The organism is Rothia sp. P5766 (assembly GCF_048513555.1).
Classification (GTDB): Bacteria; Actinomycetota; Actinomycetes; order Actinomycetales; family Micrococcaceae; genus Rothia.
The window spans coordinates 70,500-92,845 of sequence record NZ_JBLXXS010000004.1 but is presented as its reverse complement, the minus strand read 5'-3'; the positions used below and the strand labels follow the sequence as shown (position 1 = coordinate 92,845).

General features: G+C 54.6%; 20 protein-coding genes. 16 read left to right on the top strand and 4 right to left on the bottom strand.

Annotation, left to right across the window (positions count from 1 at the left end; all coding sequences use genetic code 11):
• Positions 1–301: 301 nt before the first annotated feature.
• The 3 genes from ACN08V_RS03210 to holA are packed head-to-tail and all read left to right on the top strand — an operon-like array spanning position 302 to position 3,603.
• Positions 302–1,570, top strand: a complete 1,269-nt coding sequence (locus ACN08V_RS03210) for a ComEC/Rec2 family competence protein (RefSeq protein WP_419104517.1) — start codon at positions 302–304, stop codon at positions 1,568–1,570.
• Positions 1,567–2,544 carry a ComEC/Rec2 family competence protein gene (locus ACN08V_RS03205; protein WP_419104516.1) on the top strand — a complete coding sequence of 326 codons (978 nt, stop codon included), beginning with the start codon at positions 1,567–1,569 and terminating at the stop codon, positions 2,542–2,544. The genes ACN08V_RS03210 and ACN08V_RS03205 overlap by 4 nt, the downstream gene beginning before the upstream one ends.
• A gap of 51 nt (positions 2,545–2,595) precedes the next feature.
• Complete coding sequence (holA, locus tag ACN08V_RS03200; protein ID WP_419104515.1) at positions 2,596–3,603, top strand: DNA polymerase III subunit delta; 1,008 nt, start codon at positions 2,596–2,598, stop codon at positions 3,601–3,603.
• Between the two features lie 114 nt (positions 3,604–3,717).
• On the opposite strand, the gene rpsT is transcribed toward holA, so the two are convergent.
• A complete protein-coding gene (rpsT, locus tag ACN08V_RS03195) occupies positions 3,718–3,981 on the bottom strand; it encodes a 30S ribosomal protein S20 (RefSeq protein ID WP_419099673.1) in 264 nt (87 codons plus the stop codon).
• A 201-nt stretch (positions 3,982–4,182) separates the two neighbouring features.
• Positions 4,183–4,878: a type II toxin-antitoxin system PemK/MazF family toxin gene (locus ACN08V_RS03190; protein WP_419104514.1), complete on the bottom strand. Its 696-nt coding sequence runs from the start codon at positions 4,876–4,878 to the stop codon at positions 4,183–4,185.
• A gap of 145 nt (positions 4,879–5,023) precedes the next feature.
• Between ACN08V_RS03190 and lepA the strand changes: the two genes are divergently transcribed.
• Positions 5,024–6,880 (top strand): translation elongation factor 4, encoded by a 1,857-nt coding sequence (gene lepA / locus ACN08V_RS03185; RefSeq protein WP_419099675.1) that lies wholly within the window; start codon positions 5,024–5,026, stop codon positions 6,878–6,880.
• Positions 6,880–8,127, top strand: coding sequence for a radical SAM family heme chaperone HemW (hemW, locus tag ACN08V_RS03180; RefSeq protein WP_419104513.1), 1,248 nt, complete (start codon positions 6,880–6,882; stop codon positions 8,125–8,127). The genes lepA and hemW overlap by 1 nt, the downstream gene beginning before the upstream one ends.
• A 60-nt stretch (positions 8,128–8,187) precedes the next feature.
• On the opposite strand, the gene ACN08V_RS03175 is transcribed toward hemW, so the two are convergent.
• Positions 8,188–8,604, bottom strand: coding sequence for a DUF4870 domain-containing protein (locus ACN08V_RS03175; RefSeq protein ID WP_419099677.1), 417 nt, complete (start codon positions 8,602–8,604; stop codon positions 8,188–8,190).
• 159 nt (positions 8,605–8,763) lie between these two features.
• Positions 8,764–9,615: a DUF3097 family protein gene (locus ACN08V_RS03170; RefSeq protein WP_419104512.1), complete on the bottom strand. Its 852-nt coding sequence runs from the start codon at positions 9,613–9,615 to the stop codon at positions 8,764–8,766.
• 149 nt (positions 9,616–9,764) lie between these two features.
• Here ACN08V_RS03170 and hrcA point away from each other — a divergent pair, with 149 nt between their 5' ends.
• The 11 genes from hrcA to ACN08V_RS03115 all read left to right on the top strand — a co-directional run bounded on the left by hrcA (position 9,765) and on the right by ACN08V_RS03115 (position 22,334).
• Positions 9,765–10,757: a heat-inducible transcriptional repressor HrcA gene (hrcA, locus tag ACN08V_RS03165; protein WP_419099679.1), complete on the top strand. Its 993-nt coding sequence runs from the start codon at positions 9,765–9,767 to the stop codon at positions 10,755–10,757.
• A gap of 57 nt (positions 10,758–10,814) precedes the next feature.
• Complete coding sequence (dnaJ, locus tag ACN08V_RS03160; protein ID WP_419104511.1) at positions 10,815–11,930, top strand: molecular chaperone DnaJ; 1,116 nt, start codon at positions 10,815–10,817, stop codon at positions 11,928–11,930.
• A gap of 9 nt (positions 11,931–11,939) precedes the next feature.
• The gene (locus ACN08V_RS03155; RefSeq protein WP_419104510.1) at positions 11,940–12,701 is read left to right on the top strand and encodes a 16S rRNA (uracil(1498)-N(3))-methyltransferase; all 762 of its coding nucleotides are present in this window, start codon (positions 11,940–11,942) and stop codon (positions 12,699–12,701) included.
• Positions 12,702–12,886: 185 nt separating this feature from the next.
• Positions 12,887–13,996, top strand: a complete 1,110-nt coding sequence (locus tag ACN08V_RS03150; RefSeq protein ID WP_419104509.1) for a PhoH family protein — start codon at positions 12,887–12,889, stop codon at positions 13,994–13,996.
• A complete protein-coding gene (gene ybeY, locus ACN08V_RS03145; RefSeq protein ID WP_419104508.1) occupies positions 13,993–14,499 on the top strand; it encodes an rRNA maturation RNase YbeY in 507 nt (168 codons plus the stop codon). The genes ACN08V_RS03150 and ybeY overlap by 4 nt, the downstream gene beginning before the upstream one ends.
• Before the next feature lie 3 nt (positions 14,500–14,502).
• On the top strand, positions 14,503–15,795 hold the full coding sequence (locus ACN08V_RS03140; RefSeq protein WP_419104507.1) for a hemolysin family protein: 1,293 nt from the start codon (positions 14,503–14,505) through the stop codon (positions 15,793–15,795).
• Between the two features lie 178 nt (positions 15,796–15,973).
• Positions 15,974–17,056, top strand: coding sequence for a GTPase Era (locus tag ACN08V_RS03135; RefSeq protein WP_419099685.1), 1,083 nt, complete (start codon positions 15,974–15,976; stop codon positions 17,054–17,056).
• Between the two features lie 159 nt (positions 17,057–17,215).
• The gene (locus ACN08V_RS03130; protein ID WP_419099686.1) at positions 17,216–18,628 is read left to right on the top strand and encodes an LCP family protein; all 1,413 of its coding nucleotides are present in this window, start codon (positions 17,216–17,218) and stop codon (positions 18,626–18,628) included.
• Positions 18,629–18,918: 290 nt separating this feature from the next.
• On the top strand, positions 18,919–20,658 hold the full coding sequence (gene leuA, locus ACN08V_RS03125; protein ID WP_419099687.1) for a 2-isopropylmalate synthase: 1,740 nt from the start codon (positions 18,919–18,921) through the stop codon (positions 20,656–20,658).
• A gap of 124 nt (positions 20,659–20,782) precedes the next feature.
• On the top strand, positions 20,783–21,550 hold the full coding sequence (gene recO / locus ACN08V_RS03120) for a DNA repair protein RecO (protein WP_419104506.1): 768 nt from the start codon (positions 20,783–20,785) through the stop codon (positions 21,548–21,550).
• A gap of 4 nt (positions 21,551–21,554) precedes the next feature.
• The gene (locus tag ACN08V_RS03115; protein ID WP_419104505.1) at positions 21,555–22,334 is read left to right on the top strand and encodes an isoprenyl transferase; all 780 of its coding nucleotides are present in this window, start codon (positions 21,555–21,557) and stop codon (positions 22,332–22,334) included.
• Positions 22,335–22,346: the final 12 nt, after the last annotated feature.

The following is a 22,346-nucleotide window of genomic DNA, read 5'->3' as shown; positions in this document are numbered from 1 at the left end:
ACAGTACCTTCGCAAGCGCTGGCACCAATCCCGGGCCCTGAGCTGGCATCGGCTGGCGCAACCTCGTTTTACAGATATACGGCTCCTTCCTGCGGCACTTTCTCTCTGGTGTTTTACTGCCCTTACGCACCTATACCCTTTCAGAGTGGCTCTGATCTTCCTGCTCTTACTTGCTTTCCTGCTGTGCCTTTCCTATCGGCCCTTGACTCTCAGAATAAGCAGAATCAGCACCAGGATTCACGGGGGATTACAGGCCTGTCTAGCCTTTGCGCTCCTGCTTTGTTGTCTGCAAGCCGTCATTATGGTGGGCAAAGATTACCCAGCTAGGTTAGCCCTACTCCAAGAGCTCAACGGTCAGGGCATACGGCTTGCCGGCCAGGTTGTGAACTCCGAACCGGCCACTCGGGGAGGCTACAGGACGACCGTTGCCACTCACCAGCTATCGAAGTATCCCAGCACCTACGAGGCAGCTATCAGCCTTCATATCTACACAGAGCAGCTGTTTGTTCCCGGAAGCTCAGTAACCGGTGTAGGTAGATTTCGTGTTCAGGGTAGCTACTACAGCGTCAAAGGGGCGCTACGGTACCAGGGCGGTGCCCCATCAGCTCCCGCTATTTTTCTTCTCAAAAACGAGCTACGGGCAAAGGCGACTAGAGAGATAGGTGCGGATGAGGCCGGGCTGGTCTTAGGGATGGCATACGGGGACGATACTCCGCTTTCAGAGCAGGCGGTCAATGCTTTAAGAGCCTCAGGGCTCACTCATCTCACAGCCGTATCCGGTTCCAATATCACCCTCATCTTCGTACTGGCCTACCGGCTGGTTCAGCAACTGGGCCTACCCAGGTTACTTCTGATTTGTTCTGGTCTGGGCGCTGCCACCCTCTACGTCTCGGTTGTCGGCCCGGACGGTTCGGTATTAAGGGCTTGGACTATGGGCCTGCTCGGTGCGGTAGGTCTTGTGCTGGGGCACGGGGCCTACCGGCTTACCTTGCTCTCAAGCTGCCTTATCGGTTTGCTGTTTATATCACCCGAACTGGCAACCGACTACGGGTTCGTGCTATCCGTTACCGCCACAGCCTCGCTGATGCTGTTGGCACCTGCCATAACGCGTCTTCTCTGCCATATTTTTCCTTTACTCTGGGCCGAAGTCTTGGCTCTTCCTTTGGCGGCTTCTCTATGGTGTGCACCGGTTATTTTGCTCCTTTCAGAGTCTTTCTACCCCTATACCGTTCTTGCGAATATCCTGGTGGCCCCATTCGTTGCCCCTATTACCTTGGCCGGCCTAGCGGCCCTCCTAGCTTCAAGCCTGAATTATGCCGATCAGGTAGCTAGCTTCTTCCTCCAATGCGGTGGCCTGGGCGCCCAAACCGTCCATTGGGTAAGCCGCTGGTGCTATGACCTCCCCGGTAGTCGCATCCCTTTAGAGGTGAGCCCCCACAACCTACTGCTGACGCTCTTTGGCGTGGCGGCTGTCAGTGCCATAGTTTTGGTGACCGATGCCCGGATTAACACCCCGCAGGATTCAAGAGTTCCTGCCTTATTTGATGTTGGCGGGAGCGGTATAGCGTGAGCAGAACACCTTCTTTGAATAACCTCTTACCCGGTTCCTGGAGAAAAGACCCAGCACGAAAATGGGCCAATCTGGTGCTCTTCTGCCTCATTGTGGTTCTTCTGTTCGTACTTATCACTCCACGCTTTTCATCAAGAGATAAGGCCCCAGCTGACTGGCAGTGGATTACCTGCGACGTTGGCCAAGGCGATGCCCACCTCATCAGAATAGGCAATAGTTCTGCCATCCTCCTGGATACAGGGGATAACCCTCAAGCACTTAAAACCTGTCTGGACTGGGCTGGCATCGACGAACTAGAGGCAGTCGTGCTCACGCACGAGCACAGCGACCACTACGGTGCCTACTCTTGGGCTTTGGCCTCCCTACCCGTCAAGAATGTAGTGGTAAGCCCCTATTTTGCTTCAGAAAAACTCAACCAGCTAGAAGGTCACGTTTCCCGGCAGCTACAGCATCAACCGGCACTGCATTCCCTTGAGCAGGGGAGCTCTGTAGGCTTTCCCCTCAGTAATCACCGGGTACAAGCTACCGCAGAGGTTTTGTGGCCACCGTCCGAACCGCAAGCGATACCCGGTGAATCAGATAGCTCAAGCTGGACCAACAATACCTCGCTGGTGATGCGCTGGGATATCGCGCCCTTGAACTCGCAAGAGGAGCACCTCACGGTACTCACCACAGGCGACCTAGAGGCGGAAGCTGCCCATAGCATCATCACAAACTACGGCTCAGCCTTGCCCTCAGCAGTGCTTAAGGTCGCCCACCACGGGTCCAGGGGGAGCGGGACCGATCTCATCATCGCTGTCAAACCTCAGCTAGCTGTAGTTTCGGTGGGACAGGGCAACAGCTACGGCCACCCTCACCCCAGCATTATGGAATTTTTAGAGAAACAGCGCATAGCTACTAAGAGGACAGACCAACAGGGCCATATCGCGGTGAGCTCCCATGACGATGGTCTACACCTCATCACTTCTCGTTAACCTGCACGCCCAAAGATTTTCTGACAAGATGGAAGGGCACGAAGGAGGCCCATGGCACGCTCATCAAAATCACGACCGTCCACTGCAGACAAGGCTTGGAGGACAGTTCCTCTGGCGGCAGTAGCCCTACTGTACGGACCCGAGGAATATTTTGCCCAACGAGCGAAGGAACGGCTCCGCAAGCTCTTTGCTGAAGAACACGGGGCCTATGAGCTATCGGTACTTTCAGCTAAAGACTACAAAGCTGGCCAGCTAGGGGTCCTAGCTAGCCCTTCTCTCTTTGACGAGCCCAAAATTATTGAGGTCGAACAGCTTGCACAGATGAACGACCTCTTCTTAACCGATATGTTGGCCTACTGCCAGACTCCGCAGGCTTCAACCCTGACTATCCTTCACCACAGCGGGGGAAACCGCGGAAAGAAACTCTTAGACACCATCCGTGCTAACAGGAATTACCCAGTAGTTGAGTGCAAATCTCTCAAGAACGAACGTGACCGTGTAGATTTTGTGATTTATGAGTTTAGGGAAGCTGGTCGGCGTATTGACCCCCTTGCCGCCTCCACCTTGGCAGCTGCTTCCAGCGATATAGCTGAGCTGGCATCGGCGACTCGACAGCTGGCCTCCGATGAACCCGGTGAGATTACCCTGGAGACTATCAACAGATACTTCGGAGGCCGAACCGAGGTCACAGCCTTTAAGGTGGCCGATGCTGCTATTGCCGGTAACAGCAGGGAAGCCATCAAGCTTGTCCGCCAGGCTATGGACACCGGAAGTGACCCTATCCCACTGCTCGGTGCCTTGGCCGCCCGTATCCGTAATATCGCCAAGGTTCACGGGGTACCTGGGAGCGCTAACCAGCTCGCAAGTGAGCTCAAGATGATCCCCTGGCAGGTCGAGGCCGCGCAACGTGATGCACGCAGGTATTCTCCGGCTGACCTTGCGCAGATTCTAGCTCTTCTGGCTGATACCGATGCCCAGCTCAAGGGTGAGAACCTTGATCCGCTCTACCCGCTGGAAAAAGCTGTCCTTGCTATTGCACAGACGGCACAGAGCCGGTAATAGGTCCTGGCAAAAATATCCCTGGCATGCACAAAGCCCCACATACCCTAAGGGTGTGTGGGGCTTTATGTCACTTCGCTCTTAGACGCCGGCTAGAGGGGCCGGAACCAGAACTTAGGAAAGCTTGTTTACCAGAACAGCAAGGCCTGACTTCTTGTTTGCAGCGTTCTTCTTGTGAAGAACACCCTTTGAAACAGCCTTGTCAAGCTTGCGGTTTGCGGTACGAAGAGCGTCAGTTGCTGCTTCAACATTCTGAGCTTCAACTGCCTCGGTGACCTTACGGATGGAGGTCTTGAGATCGGACTTGATTGCGTTGTTGCGCAGGCGAGCCTTCTCGTTGGTGAGGATACGCTTCTTCTGGGACTTAATATTAGCCACGATTAAAAACTTTCTGTTTTTGTCTAATTGGTCGGTGAGGGCTGTGCTGACCGGTCATCGACTGAGCGGCGTGGGGATGCCTATGGCAACCAGTCAGCAGTGCCCGATGACCATCGGACACACAAGCATTAACTTTATCAGTTTATTGGCTCTGTGTGGCGGAGATTAAGGCAACACTTATGCACCTGCCCTGAAGATAGTTCAGCGTTGGTTGTAGGCCTGAACAACCAGGTCGAAGGTTGCCCTATCCATAGTGGCGCCTTCACGACGAAGACCCCTGGGGTTGAGCTGGATGACCCGGTTGAGCTTGACCTCGGAGGGGCGGCCTTCCTTATCCCATGCGCCGCTACCGATATCGAGATAGTTGGGGTCGGTGGTTGCGGCGTTGGTGTGGTCCTTACTGGTCAGCATGAGACCTAGCAGGTAGTTGCCGCTCTTCCCGATAATCAGAAGCGGGCGGTCCTTTCCCTGGGTGTAGTCTTCTTCGAAAGGCACCCAGGCCCATACAACTTCACCGGGGTCAGCTTCACCATCGGGGTTAGGGGAGTAGTCGAAAGTTACAGTTCCGAAGTAATCGCCGGGGTAGCCGCCGGTTTCCCAGCTACCAGTGTTTGAGCTGGTAGCAGGAGGCGGCGTTGTACCGGTTGCGTAAGGGTTTGAGGGGACTGCCGGCGACTGGCCTTGAGTGCTCTCTGCCGGTCTCTGCTGAGCTGGCTCAGTCCCAAAAGTTCCGTAGTCACCCTGACGTTTGGTTTCTCGCGTGGTTTTTGAGCGGGTGGTCTTCGGGGCTGCGGTACCCTGCTGACGATCCTTCTGGTTCTGGTACTTGTTCCATTCGCGCATAAGCTTCTGGCCGATGCTGAGCGCCTGGTTGATGGTTCTCAAATTGATCTTCATGGTCACTACAATAAACGCTTATGAGCGGCGCGCGAGCAGACACGCACGCGTGAAGTGTGAGAAACTGGTTAACTGATTTCTATCGTCAGAGACTTCCCTGTGAGCTTCTGCAAGCTACTGTGAGTCGTGAAAGGACCAAACCCACGTGTCACCCTTGGCGACCAACCCACCTAAGCCCGCGGCTACTGATCCCTCCATCATCCGCAATTTCTGCATTATCGCGCATATCGACCACGGTAAATCGACCCTGGCCGACCGCATGTTGCAGGCTACCGGGGTTGTTACCCCGCGTGAGATGAAAGCTCAGTATCTTGACCGCATGGATATCGAGCGTGAGCGCGGTATCACCATTAAGTCCCAGGCTGTTCGTATGCCTTGGGAAGTCAAGGGCGTTAACTACGCTCTGAACATGATTGACACACCCGGCCACGTGGACTTCACCTATGAGGTTTCACGCTCTCTGGCAGCATGTGAAGGCGCTTTGCTTCTGGTTGATGCGGCTCAGGGTATTGAGGCCCAGACCCTGGCTAATCTCTACCTAGCCATGGAAAACGATTTGGCTATTATCCCGGTCCTCAACAAGATTGATCTGCCAGCGGCACAGCCCGATAAATATGCAGAGGAGCTAGCTCATCTGATTGGAGTTGAGCCCGATGAGGTTTTGCGTGTTTCCGGTAAGACCGGTGAGGGTGTGCCCGAACTTCTAGACCGTATTGTGGAGCTCTTGCCTGCACCTAAGGGGGAGCAGGATGCTCCCGCCCGCGCCATGATTTTCGACTCCGTATACGACTCTTACCGCGGCGTTGTCACCTATGTTCGTGTAGTTGATGGTAAGCTCACCCCTCGTCAAAAAATCAAGATGATGTCCACGGGCGCGGAGCATGACCTGCTCGAAATTGGTGTGATTTCGCCCGAACCTAAACCCACCGACGGACTGGGCATGGGCGAAGTGGGCTACCTGATTACCGGTGTAAAAGACGTCCGTCTCTCCCGCGTGGGTGATACCGTGACAAGTTCGCATCTGCCTGCCAGTGAGGAGCTGGGAGGTTACCAGGACCCCAAGCCTATGGTGTTCTCTGGCTTGTTCCCCATTGACGGCTCCGACTACCCGGCCCTGCGCGATGCCCTGGAAAAGCTCCAGCTCAACGATGCTGCCCTGATCTGGGAGCCTGAGACTTCAGCGGCGCTAGGCTTTGGCTTCCGCTGCGGCTTCCTGGGTCTGCTCCACCTTGAGATTGTTCGTGAACGTCTTGAGCGGGAGTTCAACCTGGACCTTATCTCCACCGCTCCCAACGTTATCTACGATGTTGTGGGCGAAGATGGAGTTTCCCAGCGGGTGACCAACCCCAGTGAGTTCCCCGAAGGCAAGGTAGCCATCATCAAGGAACCCATGGTCGCCTGCACCATCATCGCTCCCAACGAGTTTGTGGGTGCCATTATGGAGTTGTGTCAGTCCCGTCGCGGTTCCATGGGGGGCATGGATTATCTCTCCCAGGACCGTGTGGAGCTCCGTTATCGTCTGCCACTGGCTGAGATTGTCTTTGACTTCTTTGACCAGCTCAAGAGCAAGACCCGTGGCTACGCTTCACTGGACTGGAAATTTGACGGCGAAGAAGAGGCCGACCTGGTCAAGGTTGACATCTTGCTCCAGGGTGAAAAGGTCGACGCTTTCTCTGCTATCACTCACCGTGATAAGGCATACTCCTACGGTGTCATGATGACCGGTAAACTGCGTGAGCTGATTCCTCGCCAGCAGTTCGAGGTACCTATCCAGGCTGCCATCGGGTCACGCATTATTGCCCGTGAGAATATCCGCGCTATGCGTAAGGATGTCCTTTCTAAGTGCTACGGTGGCGATATTTCGCGTAAGCGTAAGCTCCTTGAGAAGCAGAAGGAAGGCAAGAAACGTATGAAGATGGTGGGCCGCGTTGAGGTTCCCCAGGAAGCCTTCATTGCGGCGCTCTCATCGGGTGAAGAGTCTAAGGACAAGTCAAAGAAATAATGCCGGCTCAGCCTTTAGGCCAACCTGCACCCTTGGACGGCAGAATCCCATTTGATTCTGCCGCCAGTTTGCCGGAACGCGATTTTAGTTTGTATGTGCATGTTCCTTTCTGTTCTGTGCGCTGTGGTTACTGCGATTTCAACACCTACGCAACCGAAGATTTCGGTGACGGCGTTGGGTTAGGCAGTTATGCTGACGATGCTATTGCTGAGCTTGAGTTTGCTCAGCGGGTTCTGCGAGAGTCAGGAGCACCGGAGCGTAAGCTCTACTCTGTATTCTTTGGGGGTGGGACTCCGACCAAATTGCCGGCTGCTGATTTAGTCCGGATTCTGGCGAAAGCCATAAATCTATTTGGCTTGGAGAAGGGGGCGGAGGTTACCACGGAGGCCAACCCCGACTCTGTGACCCGCGATGACCTGTTTACGCTCAGAGCCGGTGGCTTTACCAGGGTATCCTTTGGCATGCAGTCCGTGGTGCCTGATGTCCTTGCAGTGCTTGACCGCACGCACACACCGGCTAATGTTCCTAAGGTAGTGGCTTGGGCCCGCGAGGCCGGTTTACAGGTTTCCCTTGATCTGATCTACGGCGCTCCGGGGGAGAGTCTAGAGCAGTGGGAGCAGACCGTGCGAGCGGCAGTTTCTTATGGGCCTGACCATATCTCGGCCTACTCCCTGATTGTGGAGGAGGGGACTAAACTTGCCGCGCAAATTCGTAGGGGTGAGTTCGCTATGCCCGATGAAGATGCTATGGCCGATAAGTATCTTCTTGCTGAAGCAATCTTCGATGAAGAAGGCTACCACTGGTATGAGGTATCCAACTACGCTAAGTCGCCGGAGTTTAGGAGCCGCCACAACTACGCCTACTGGCGCAACCAGGACTGGTGGGGGGTTGGTCCCGGTGCTCATTCACATGTGGATGGGACTCGCTGGTGGAACCTCAAGCACCCAGTTCCCTACACCACAAGGGTCAGGCAAGGTCTAAGCCCCGCAGCGGCCCGCGAGGTCTTAAGTCAAGAAACGCGACGGTTTGAAGACATCATGCTCATGCTTCGCGTCATCGACGGATTACCTGTGAGCCGGCTGGTGGAGGGCCGGCAGGGCACCGATATCGCTTCGTCCCTCGACTGGCTTATAGGTCAAGGGCTGATTGATGAGCAGGCCCTTGCTGACGGTCGGGTCAGACTCACTCTGCAGGGTCGGCTCTTAGGCGATGCCGTGACCAGGGAGCTACTACCCGACCTGTACTAAAGAAAACTGGGCCTCATACCTGCATAAGGTAGGGGCCCAGAACTTTTAGATTAGCAGAGGCTACTTTTTACGGCTCAAAATCTTAGTGAAAAGGAAAGTGTTGAACTTGTACTGGTAGGGGTTACCGCGAGTTACCACAATGCCGGCAATAAGGGCTGAGAAAGCCAGGTAGGTCCAGGTCAGAGCTGCTACAAGTCCGAAGAACCAGCCGATAGCGGGGATGTTACTCAGAATAATTCCCAGAGCCAAAACGATGGTGGGAAGCAGGGTGAAGTCGAGCGCCTCACGTGATTCCTGCTCAGTGAAAGGACCGCGACCCCGGTAGAGGTAGTAGATAACAGCGGAGGGGATACAGCCGAGTACACCACCGAAGTGGGCAGCAGTCGCTATGTTGCGGTCAGCATTAACGGACAGGTGCGATGCCGTTGCTGAGGACCCCTTGTAGGTGGTGGTCGATGGAGAAGTTGCAGTCTTCAAGAAGGTTTCTCTTTGGTCTTGGGTGGATACGAGTGATGGCACGATGCCAAGTTCATGCCTCAGACAAGTCTAGTCAATAGCTTGTGTACAAGGTATAGGTATAAGTGACTTTTTGTCTTGTGAGCGCACGATATTTATCACATTATTTACCGAGAAAGTTTAGCTTTCAAGAGTCACAAAATCTATGAGTTGTTCTACTGGGCCAAGCAGAGCCGGCTCAAGGTCGGTATAGGTATTAACGCGCTTTAGGATTGAGTCCCATCCGGCTCGAATATCTTCGGGTCTGGCGTAAGGCCGGTTGAGTCGGCGAAGGATTCCCTGCTTCCATTCTTCGCTGCGGGGGATTACGGGCCATTTCTCGATTCCAAGAACGCCGGGTTTAACTGCCTGCCAAATATCGACAAAGGGGTGCCCCATAATCATTACGTTCCCGCGAGCGCCGGGGGTTTTCAGCGCGGCTTCGGCTATACGGCTTTCTTTAGACCCGGTAATCAGGTGATCCACTAGAATCCCGAGTTTTCGGTGGGGCGCTGGTGCGAACTCCCTAATGGCACTGGCTACATCATCAATACCGTGGAGGGGTTCGACCACAATCCCTTCGACACGCAGGTCGTGCCCCCACACTTTCTCAATCAGTTCAGCGTCGTGGATACCTTCGACCCAAATTCGGCTGGCACGGGCAGTCCTAGCGGGGGCATTATCCAAGGCGACAGAACCGGATCGGGAAATCTGCTTGGTGGGCTTAGCCTGTTGCGGTTCAGGAGCAACAAGGTTGACCGGTCGACCTTCAAGGAGGAAGCCGGGGCCCAAGGGGAATTGCTTGACCCGCCCATGCCGATCCTCAAGACCTACCATACGGTTACTGCCAACAGAGCGGAGCGAAACAGCTGCACCCACAAAACCGCTCACCATATCTTCGAGAACCAGCCCCGGTTTGAGCACCACGCGGGGTAATTGGGAATGTTTGTGGGCGCTCAGATCAGCTGACCCCCACGAAGCGCGATAATCCATTGAACTCCTTGAAAACACGGCCAAGTGCCTTAGCCATCAGCGTACTGAATTCTGATTCTAGTGCAGTGGTATTAGAGTTAACGGGTAACTTAGCACTCTGGTATCCCCAGTGCTAAAAACCCTTAAAGCACACATCATCAGGAGGTGAAATGGACCATCCGCGCAGGCTTCAGGTCTTGCAGGCTATCGTCGAGGAATACGTGCATACTCGGGAGCCGGTTGGTTCAAAGACCCTCATTGAGCGGCGGCAGTTGGGGGTTTCTAGCGCCACGGTGCGCAACGACATGGCCGCTCTGGAAGAACAGGGCCTGATATCGGCACCACATGCCAGTGCGGGCAGAGTGCCCACTGACCTGGGTTACCGGCTTTTCGTTGACCAGATATCGGCTTTGCGACCGCTCTCACCCGGGGAGAAGAGAGCAATTCATACCCTGCTCGATAGCGCCGATAGCGTGGATGACATGATGAAAAGTAGCGTCCAGCTCCTTTCTTCGCTTACTCACCAGGTCGCCATGGTGCAGTATCCGACCGGCCCGACGGTTGCGCTACGGCATGTTGAGCTGGTCTCTCTATCAACTTCCACAGTCCTAGTGGTACTGATTACCGATACCGGGCAGGTCACCCAACGAACGGTAGCATGCCCGCATACAGCCGATGAACTGGTCACTATCAAGCAACAGCTTATTGAGGCCTTTTCGGGTCAGCCTCTGTCCCAGGTAGCTCAGGCGCTGGCTCCTCACCCGCGCAGCAAGCTCATGCTCAGCCTCGTCCAGGCCGTTCAGCTACTGGCAGCTCAGGGTGTATCCTCTCAGGTGCTGATAGCGGGAACAGCCTACCTGGCAGAGTCAACCGTTGATTTTCGCGGTAGTATTGCACCTGTACTCGATGCCCTTGAAGAGCAGGTGGTGCTCCTTAAGCTTTTGGCAACAATGGAACACGATGAGCGCGGTTTTGCGGTCAGCATCGGCTCAGAAAACAGGGAGAAATCGCTGGCCGAGACCTCAGTTGTTGCAAGTAGCTACGGCCCTGGAGGAAACGCACACGTTGGTGTTGTAGGGCCAACACGTATGGACTACGCCCGAACCGTCTCAAAGGTGAATGCCGTAGCCCGCTACCTGTCAAAGATTTTGGGGCAGGAGTAAAACAGCTTCTTGCCTCCACATATTTAGTAGTACCCCATGACCCTGAAAGAGAGAACTGTGAGCAGTCACTACGAAACCCTCGGTGTATCGCGCGATGCCAGCCCCGAAGAAATCAAAAAGGCCTACCGCAAGAAAGCCCGCCAGCTGCACCCCGACATTAACCCTTCTGAGGAAGCCGCTGAGGAATTTAAGCGTGTTTCGCTAGCTCACGATGTGCTCTCTGACCCTGAAAAGCGCCGGATTTATGATCAAACCGGTAACGAGAACGGCACAGCCGGCGGCTTTAACGGGGCGGGCGGCTTTGGTGGTTTCCAGGATATCTTTGAGACCTTTTTCAACGCGACTCCGCGCGGGCCGCAGAGCCGGGTTCGTCAAGGGCAGGATGCTCTTATCAACGTCAAGATTGACCTTAAAGACGCTGTCTTTGGCACCAATAAGCCCATCACCGTTGATACCGCTGTGACCTGCGACCTGTGTAAGGGCGAGGGAACCGCTGAGGGTACCCACCCCGAAACCTGTGAAACCTGCCGTGGCCAGGGCTACATGCAGCGCCAGGTTCAGTCCATCTTGGGTACTGTCGTTCAGCCTGTTGAGTGCCCCAGCTGCCGTGGCTTTGGAACCGTTATAAAGCACCCCTGCGCCGAGTGCTATGGTGAGGGTCGTGTGCGTGAACGCAAGCCCCTGACCATCAAGATTCCTGCGGGCGTAACCGATGGCGCCCGTATTCGTCTAGCGGGGCAGGGTGAAGCAGGCACCGCCGGCGGACCTAATGGTGACCTCTACGTTGAGCTTCGCGTAGCGGCCGATCCCACTTTCTCACGCGAACGCGATGACCTCATTGCGGCGGTAGGGGTTCCGATGACCGCTGCCGCCTTGGGCACTACCATCACCTTGGAGACTTTCGACGGGCCGCAGGAGATACAGATTCCAGCCGGCACTCAGTCTGGCGATGTCATCACGCTCAAGGGCCTGGGTGTTAACCACCTGCGCGGTGGTGGCCGCGGTGATTTGCGTGTGCAGGTTGAGGTCCGTACCCCTACCCAACTCACCGATGAAGAAAAGAACCTGCTTAAGCAGTTCTCGGAGTTGCGCGGAGAAGATCTCAAGATGAGTGAAACCGTGACCCATAAGCAGGGTGGGTTCTTCTCCCGCCTCAAAGACCACCTCAAGTAGGAACTCGTTATGAGCAACGCCGTCTACTACATCTCGCCCGAAGATTTTGAGTCCTTGGTCCCAGGTGCCGCCTACAGTCTCCTAGGCGATGAGGGCCACCACGCCAAGACCGTCAAACGTGCGGAGTTAGGCGAGGGGATCGACCTGGTCAACGGCTTGGGCAACCGGGCCGTCACAAGGGTGGAGGGCACAGTAGACGGCGGTTTGCTGCTAAAGGTTCAGTCGCTGGCGCTCGATGAGCTAGGTATTTCGATCTACCTGGTTCAGGCTCTGGCCAAGGGCAACCGAGATATCCAGGCTATTGAGATGGCCACCGAGCTGGGCGCTCACGGTATTGTACCGTGGAGTGCCGACCGCTCAATTGTTCGTTGGAAGATGGAGCGGGCAGCAAAAGCACATGCCAAGTGGCAGAACACGGTCAAAGCCGCAGCCAAGCAGTCTAGGCGGGCACTGCTCCCGCCTGTCTATCAGCTCCACAGCACGGCTGATCTGGCCGATTTGGCCCAGGAATTGGGGGAGCGGGCGCTCTTTCTACTTCTGCATGAGCAGGCAAACTACCGACTTTCACAGGCTTTGGCAGAGCACCTTAGCCCTGCTGTTGAGGAGGTCTATTTTGTGGTGGGGCCGGAGGGTGGGATTAGCCCTCGGGAGCTTGAGATCTTGGAACAAGCCGGCGCACACACCGTATTGCTTGGGCCCGAGGTGCTCCGTAGCTCAACAGCCGGAGCCGCCGCTATTTCAGCACTGAATCTTGCCCTGGGTCGCTGGTAAAGAGTTCATTGCCAGCTTTCAAGAGATCTACCTTGAGTTGGCGAACTGTTCAATATCACGAACTGTTCAATATCACTCTGCGCAAAACCCGTTTTTTCTTCAAATAGTGCGGGTAAAGTAAACCCTGAGCACTACCCCCTGTTCGCTACTGCAATGAGGAGCTCTGAAGGCCCAGCTGGGCACTTATGACTACATCAGTACAATCTACGAGCCGGCCGCTTTCAGTAGCCCGGACTTTCTCTTTCAAATCCACCGCAGAAATGGTGGCAGTTCTTGGCCCCCACGACGGTAATATCGGGCTGGTTGAACAGACTTTCCCCGGCCTAAGGATTCGGCCTAAGGGCCTGGACGTCGTGGTTACCGGACCTTCAGAGACCGTGACGACAACCGTCCGTTTGCTTGCGGAACTCACTCTTTTGGTGGAGAACGATACGCAGGTCACCGCCGAGGTTGTCAAACGGATAATGTCCATGATGACTGCCAGCCTGAACCACCCGGCAACCGCTATGAGCCAAAATATTCTAAGTTCTCGCGGCAAAAATATTCGACCCAAAACCATTAACCAGAAGAGCTATGTTGATGCCATTGACGCCAACACCGTTGTGTTTGGTATCGGCCCTGCGGGTACAGGCAAAACCTATTTAGCCATGGCTAAGGCGGTGCAGGCCCTTCAATCCAAGGAAGTCAACCGTATTATTCTGACTCGACCGGCTGTTGAAGCAGGCGAGCGTTTGGGGTTCTTACCCGGTACCCTCAACGATAAGATTGACCCCTATCTGCGCCCTCTCTACGACGCGCTCCATGACATGATCGATCCTGAGTCTATTCCCAGGCTGATGGAGGCCGGCACCATTGAGGTTGCTCCTCTGGCCTATATGCGTGGACGCACCTTGAACGACGCATTTATTATTCTGGACGAGGCTCAGAACACCACGGTGGAGCAGATGAAGATGTTCCTGACCCGTCTGGGCTTTGGCTCAAAGATGGTGATTACCGGCGATGTCACCCAGATCGACCTTCCGGGCGGTCAGGCTTCGGGCCTCAAGCAGGTTCGGCAGATTCTAGAGGGTATTGATGATATCCACCTTGCAGTGCTTGAGGCAGAAGACGTCGTTCGTCATAGCCTCGTATCCGATATCGTCAATGCCTATGATAAGTGGGATCAGGCAAAGTCCTCTATGGAGCGCCGCCGCAATCGCAAGGTTAAACGTCAGACCATAGAAGCTGCAGCCGAAAAGCTATTGGCTAAATCCGGTATTGATGTGTCAGAGCAAGAAGATGGTACAAACCAGTGAACCTAGAATTTGAAATTGAGGAGCTGGATAGCTCAGCAAGTGATTTTGACCGGGAGTCTTTCGCAGCGGTAGATATTGCGACTATTGAAGGCCTGGTGGCCCACGTTTTTTCGAGCATGAACTTGGCACCCGATACAGAGCTTTCGATTGCAGTAGTGGGGGAATCGGAGATGGAGCGCATCCACCTGGACTGGATGGATCTACCGGGCTCAACCGATGTCATGAGCTTCCCTATGGACGAGCTCACCCCGGGTACCCCTGAACAGCCTTCTTCTGGGGTTCTGGGCGATATCGTGCTCTGCCCGCCGGTAGCAGCTCGTCAGGGCGCTGACGCTGGCCACAGCACCCTCGATGAGCTGTGTCTACTCACCACCCACGGCATTCTGCACTGTCTGGGCTATGACCATGCTACTGCCGAGGAAGAAGCTGAAATGTTCGGGATTCAGCGTTCCTTGCTGGAAGATTTCTTAGGTCGCCCAGCTCCTGTTGAGACGAGGCATTAAACCGTGGTAGGTCTTATCCTTCTTCTTTTTGCTGTCTTGTTGCTAGTCTTGCTGGGCTATCTCTTTACCGCTGTTGAATCCTCTTACACCTACCTTCCTCGGTCCGAGGCCCAAGGTTTAGCTGAAGAATCGGGCAAGGAAAGTATTAGGGCAGTGCTGGCAGACCCTGAGCCTTACTTCAGATCCTTGCGTATCTGGCGCGTGCTAGCTGAAGTTGCCTCGATTATTTGCTTCTACCTGCTAGCCCATGACCTTTTTGAACGCACCTGGGTCAGTGTAATAGCCACACTTCTGGTGATGACGGTTCTGGTCTTTGTCTTCTTTGGTGTAGCTCCGCGTCTGGTAGGGCGCACTAAGCACGTTCAGGTTTTCTCGGCTATGGCGGGGACTGTCTACGCGCTGGGCGTTCTAACCCGCCCCTTCTCATCTATTCTGACGAAGCTCTCTCGTAAGTTCAGCCCCAGGGATTCTGAGCGGGTTACGGGCATCTTTACCGAAGACGAAATCCTCGAGTTCGTTGATAGGGCTAGCTCTTCTGAGGCTATCGAGGACGATGAAGCCGAGATGGTTCAGTCCATTTTCGAGCTTGACGAAACTAGGATTCGCTCCATCATGGTACCCCGTGCCGACATGGTAACCGTTGATGTTGACCAGAGCATTGACCAGTCGCTCTCTCTCTTTTTACGATCGGGCTACTCACGTATTCCGGTACTTGGAGAATCTTTTGACGATGTACGAGGCATGCTCTATCTCAAGGACGTTGTTGCCGCGACACGGACTGGCACTCAGGGTTCCCAGCCAGCGAAAATAGCGGAGCTGATGCGCCCGGTGCGTTATGAACCAGAATCTAAACGGGTCATGGACCTACTGAAAGAAATGCAACGCGAATCAACCCACATTGCCGTCGTTGTCGATGAGTACGGTGGCACAGCTGGTCTTGTGACATTAGAAGACCTGATCGAAGAGCTTGTTGGAGATATTTCCGATGAGTACGACAACGACAAAGCAGAGGTTTCTGTTCAGGAAGACGGCACTTTCAAGATTAGCTCCCGTCTGAGCACCTGGGAGCTCGGGGAAATCTTTGGTATTGAGCTAGAAGACGACGACGTTGATACGGTAGGCGGCTTGCTCGCTAAGCATTTGGGTCGGGTGCCGATTATTGGTAGTGAGGTTCTTGTGGAGGGTATCCACATTCGAGCTATTGGTTCCCGCGGCCGCCGCAACAAGGTGGGCACCCTACAGGTCTGGGTAAGCCCAGATACTGATACTGAACCAGAAGACGAGCACAGCCATTAGTTCCGCACACGTCACTTTTATGATGGGGCCTACCCTCTAGGGTAGGCCCCAGGGTTTATGATGGACCTCTCTTTTATCAGCCGGTGGGGTGGACGGGAGGTAGTTTCGCAACTGGCGGGTGCTAGCTACCTGTAAAGTGATGGGTAGATATTTTTTCACTACTTTTTGGAGCTATTGAGTGGATTTTGCAGCCTTTCCCGAGGATTACACCGCAGGCTTTGCCGTTTTGGTAGGCCGACCTAATGCCGGTAAATCGACACTGACTAATGCTTTAGTGGGCCAGAAGGTTGCGATTACCTCAAATCGCCCGCAAACTACTCGCCACACGATTCGCGGTATTGTTCACCGTGAGGATTTTCAACTGGTGCTGGTAGACACTCCCGGTTTGCACCGCCCTCGTACACTTTTGGGTGAACGGCTCAATGACCTGGTAGCTCAGACTCTCTCTGAGGTCGATGTAATCGGTTTCTGTATTCCTGCGGACGAGAAGATTGGCCCGGGCGACCGTTACATTGCTCAGCAGCTTGCGGCTTCGGGCAATAAACCGATTGTTGCGATTGTGACTAAGGCAGATAAGGTTTCTCACGAGCAACTGACCGAGCAGCTTCTTGCGGTGTCAGCCCTGGGCGATGAAATCATGAGTGCAGAGCGAGCCGCTCGACAGCAGCGCCGCCAACGCCAGGAAGCCAAGCAGAAGGGCGAAGAGCTCGCCTTCCGTAAGGGTAGTGGCCCTGCGGCCAAACGGAATAAAGGCCAGGTTCAGCAGGCTACTGTTATTGACGGTCAGGGGGGCTGGGCAGATATTATCCCCGTCTCTGCCCTTAAGGATTACCAGGTTGATGAAGTTGCCAGGCTTCTTTCTTCTTACCTTCCCAGTTCGCCTCCGCTCTACCCCACCGGGGAACTGACCGATGAACCTGAGGCAACACTGGTTGCCGAGCTGGTGCGTGAGGCCGCGCTCGAGGGTGTGCAGGACGAACTGCCGCACTCTGTTGCTGTCACTGTTGAAGAGATGGAGCTACGTGAGGGGCGTAGCGAAGATAATGCCCTGCTTGATATTCACGTTAACCTTTATGTTGAGCGTGATTCTCAGAAGGGCATCATTATTGGCAAGCGTGGAGCACGGCTCAAAGAAATTGGGCAAAAAGCTCGACACAATATTGAGGCACTTCTAGGGACCAAGGTCTACCTATCGGTCCATGTCAAGGTGGCAAAAGACTGGCAGCGCGATCCCAGGGCACTCGGGAAGCTGGGTTTTTAGTACCAAAAGCCGCTTAAATCAAAAGAATCTTCCCAGCTTGATTGTTTATCCTGGTGCAGGCAAAGTAGCAGGACGAGCCCAGTATTGATGAATCGGAGTAACTGAATGGCGCCTCAGGGTACCCCCAACCAGCGAATTGTTGAGCCACTTGGCCGACATATGGCGAATCAGCCGATTAAATCCCGGCAGCTCCAGTGGATTGCCTTATCGTGCGTGGCCTTGCTGACTATGGTGGTTGCTTTCAGCGGGTTTGCGCTATTGCGTTTACGCAGCAACGTCCATACCGCTGAAATCAATATCGGTGAGCTCTCTAGCAACCTTGCGAGCGGTCCCCTTGATATTTTGATTATCGGTTCTGATACTCGTAGCGGCGCTAACGGAGCTTACGGTTCTGCCGAGGACCTTGAAGCCGGTGCTCGTTCCGATGTCATGATGCTGGTTCAGGTGAGCGAAGACCGCTCAGCGGTGAACGTGATTTCCTTGCCGCGTGACCTCATGGTTGATATCCCCAAGTGCACCGATGCAACCACGGGGGAAGTCTACCCCGCCACCTCTGATACCCAGATTAATGAGTCTCTCGAACGGGGCGGACCGGGGTGTACCGTTGCTACCATCAGCAACCTCACCGGTGTGGCCATTGATCACTTTATGCTGGTTGATTTCAATGCCGTTAAAGCGCTTTCAAGTGTTGTGGGTGGGGTTGAGGTATGCGTTTCCGAGCCGATTGACGATACTTACAGCGGCCTCAAACTTCCTGCCGGTACATCAAGTGTTGAGGGGGAGCAGGCTCTTGCTTTCCTTCGCTCTCGTCACGGCTTTGGTGACGGCAGCGATACAGCGCGTATTAAGGCCCAGCAGAGCTTCCTGGCATCTTTGCTACGGAAGGTACAGTCCGAGGGGACTCTCTCTAACCCCGCCATGCTTCTTAGAATTGCCGAGGCTATCACCCAGAACGTAACGGTCGACACTGAACTTACTAAGCTTGGTAATCTCGTGGGTATTGGCTCAATCTTTTCGTCGGTGGACTTAAGCAAGGTTGTTTTTGCCACGGTTCCTCATGAGCCCTACATCTACGATGAGAATAAGTTGCAGCTCTCGAGTGAGGCAGAGGCTTTCTTCACCAAGCTACAGAAAGACCAGTCGCTTGTTGAGCCTTCTGCCTCACCCAGTGCACCTGCGGAGGAGCCTTCCACCAGCACGGCTCAAGAGCTGAATTATGCTCTTGACGTTACGTTCACCAACGCCAGTGGGGTCACAGGGCGAGCCAATAAACTGGCTTCTATCACCAAGGATGCTGGTTTCTCGGCCGTCACAACTCAGGATGAGGCTACCATCTACCCTGCGTCTACGGTTTACTACCCCTACGGCTACGAAGCAGAAGCACAGCTGATTGCTGACCTCTATGGAATCACGGCGGTAACCCCTTCAAGCCTGCATACCGGTATTGAGGTAGTGCTCGGTTCTGATTTAGCCTCCGAAGATAAGCTTCAAACTACTCAGGCAAAAATTGCTGGGGGAGCCAGCGGCCAGACCGCCGATCAGGTCACCTGCCAGCAGGCATTTAGTTACTAGGTCTGGTAGTTTTCTTAAGCCCGGCTTGATTGCCCCACTACGGGCCTCAAGCCGGGCTTTTTAGACGGCTCTTTCCTGCTGTGGGCGCCTTGACCGGCCGCTAGCCCAGATAGTGAACATAGAGGTTGGATTTTCCCGGTTGGCGTTGACCAACGTGGTACCGTGGCACTATGCGTGAGATGACACGGCGACTGCTTATCTGCCGTAGCGAAGTGCCCCGGGTTTAGCTTCGCTACGGGTATTCGCTACCCGGTGCCAATTTTCTCACCTCATCTGTAAGGGTCATAGCTATGAAAAATTTCCAGAAACCATCGTCCATGCCGGTGCACAAGTACCTGCCTTTCGACCAGCAAATTCATGTTTCTCTTCCCGATCGCACATGGCCGGAAAAGAAGATAAGGAAGGCCCCCCGGTGGTGCGCGGTTGACCTGCGTGACGGCAACCAGGCCCTGATTGACCCCATGGATACTGAGCGTAAGCTGGCTATGTTTAAGCTGCTGGTCCGCATGGGCTACAAGGAAATTGAGGTAGGTTTCCCATCTGCCTCCGCTACCGACTTTAATTTTGTCCGTACCCTCATCGAGGACGGCCATATCCCCAATGACGTCACCATTCAGGTTCTGGTTCAGTGCCGTGAGCACCTGATTCAAAAGACTTTTGAGGCGATTGACGGTGCTCCCAAGGCTATCGTTCACTTCTACAACTCGACTTCAGTCCTCCAGCGTCGGGTAGTTTTTAACCAGGACCAGGACGGAATCCTGGACATTGCGCTCACGGGAGCCCGTTTGTGCAAGAAATATGAAGAGCAGCTTGTACACGATACCAAGGTGACCTATGAGTACTCACCGGAGTCTTTCACCGGCACTGAACTCGAGTTCGCTGTTCGGGTCTGCAACGCTGTGACCGACGAACTGGGCATCGGCCAAGGCCGCGAAGTTATTATCAATCTTCCTGCTACGGTTGAGATGGCAACTCCCAATATTTACGCTGACTCTGTTGAATGGGTCAGCCGCAACCTGACCAACCGTGAGCACGTCATTTTGTCATTGCACCCCCACAATGACCGTGGAACCGGTGTCGCAGCGGCTGAACTGGGTTACCTAGCTGGTGCGGATCGTATCGAGGGGTGCCTCTTTGGTAATGGCGAGCGCACCGGTAACGTCGATTTGATTACCCTGGGTCTGAACATGTACACCCAGGGCGTTAACCCGGAGATTGATTTTTCGGACATTGACGAGATTAGGCGGACCGTCGAGTACTGTAACCAGTTGCCGGTTCATGAGCGCTCTCCCTACGGCGGCGATTTGGTCTTCACTGCTTTCTCTGGCTCGCATCAGGATGCCATCAAAAAGGGATTTGAGCGCATGGAAAAGGATGCCGCTGAACAGGGCAAGAGCCTTGACGAGCTCGTGTGGGCGGTTCCTTATCTTCCCATTGATCCTAAAGACCTTGGGCGCTCCTACGAAGCTGTTATCCGTGTGAATTCTCAGTCAGGTAAGGGTGGTGTTGCTTACCTGCTCAAGAAGGACTTTGGCCTGGACCTCCCCAAGCGTGCCCAGCAGGAGTTCTCGGCGGTTGTCCAGGCTAAAACCGATGCACAGGGCGGTGAGGTTGCTAGCAAGGCTCTGTGGGATATCTTCGCAGATGAGTACCTTCCTAATCAGAAGGCGGAATCTCGATGGGGTAAGTACCGCATCGAGTCTCTGTCCATTGATTCTGAGGAACACGGCGAGACCACCATGCGGGTTGGTCTAAACATTAACGGTCATACCTACAACCGTGTCGCTCAGGGTAGCGGCCCCATCGAAGCACTGCAGTCGATTCTGGCCAAGGAGGGCGTCGATGTCCGCGTCATGGATTACTCGGAGCATACCCTCGGCTCGGCCGCAAATGCGCAGGCTGCCTCGTATATCGAAGCGGCCGTGGGTAGCCGAGTTCTGTGGGGTATCGGTATTGATAATTCAACAACTCGGGCGTCGCTGAAGGCAATGGTTTCTGCTGTCAACCGTGCTTTGCGTGACTCTGAGTAAGGAGTAATTCTAAGTCGGGGTGGGCTGATTTTGCTCACCCCGGCTCTTATGTCAAGCCTCTTGTGATGCACATTCCCCAGCACCAATCAGGGCATATGGGGTGCGGTTATGCCACAATGGGAGTGTGAATTCAGCGCTATCAAGGAAAAAGACCATTCGTGATAGCGCTATCGTTTTACGTACCCAAGATTTGGGGGAGTACGACCGGATCATTATCTTAGCGACCAGGCATGACGGTCTAGTCCATGCCGTAGCAAAGGGGGTCCGGAAGAGTAGTTCGAAGATTGGGGCTCGTCTTGAGCCCTTCATGCTGGTGGAGATTTCTGCGGCAGCCGGTAAAAATTTGGCAACGATTTCTCAGGTCGTGACCCGACGGGCCTACCTTGGACCTATCGTTGCGGATTACACACGCTACACGGTGGCCGCTGTGGTCTGTGAGGTGGCCGAGCAGCTACTGGCCCACGAGCAAGATAGGCTTCAGGACCAGTTCGTTCTGCTGGCTGGTGCTTTATCTGCCCTGGCCGCGGGGGAGCTCCCAGCGTACCGGATTCTCGATTCCTACCTGCTGAGAGCGCTTCATCTTGCGGGGTGGAGTATGGCTTTAGCTAGGTGCGCATCATGCGGTCTCGAGCATGGCCTTACCTACTATTCTCCTGAGGTTGGCTTGCTCTGCACTGGCTGCGCTCGGTCGGGTGATTTCAGCCGCATTTACCCGGTACCGCCACAGACTCCACAGTATTTGCAGGTACTTGCTGGTGGGGACTGGCCTGCTGTTACCGGGCAGTTCCCATCAGTCTTAGCCCATAGAATGTCCGGGCTTATCATGGATTATGTGCAGTGGCAGTTGGATAAGCCGCTGAAGACCCTAGCAACCTTGGAAAAGGAACAATAGCCCTATGACTGTCATCAAGCCACCTGCCCACCCAAGTGGTGTTGTAGCTCCTGCTATCCCCAGTAAGTTTGTCCCTCAGCATGTTGCCGTGGTCATGGACGGGAACGGGCGGTGGGCTAACGAGCGCGGTCTGCCCAGGAACGAGGGGCACCGGGCGGGGGAGGCGGCACTTCTTGAGGTCGTAGCTGGCGCAATTGAGATGGGCATCCCTTACATTTCTGCTTACGCCTTTTCAACGGAAAACTGGCGTCGGGCACCCGACGAGGTTGCCTTTTTGATGCGTTTCTCATCCGAAGTGCTGGAACGCCAATTAGAAACGCTTAAGTCCTGGGGCGTCCGTATTCGGTGGGCCGGCCGCAGGCCTAAGCTCTGGAAGTCCGTCATCTCGCTCCTTGAAAAATGCGAGGAAGAGACCAAGAACAATACGCTGTGTACCCTGACCATGTGCGTCAATTATGGGGGGCGCGCCGAGATTGCCGATGCAGCAGCCCTCCTTGCCGAGGATCTTGCTAGCGGCAAGCTGAAGGCCAAACACATCAACGAAAAAATTTTCCAGCGCTACCTTGATGAACCCGATTTACCCGATGTAGACCTTTTCCTACGCACATCTGGCGAACAGCGAATTTCAAACTTCTTGCTCTGGCAAAGCGCCTACGCCGAAATGGTCTTCATGAACGTTCTCTGGCCCGATGTAAACCGTCTCACCCTATGGCAGGCTGTCCAGGAGTACGCCTCTCGCGATAGACGCTACGGTGGGGCGGTAGATAAGGTCAGCAAACCCTAGTTTTTGCTTACA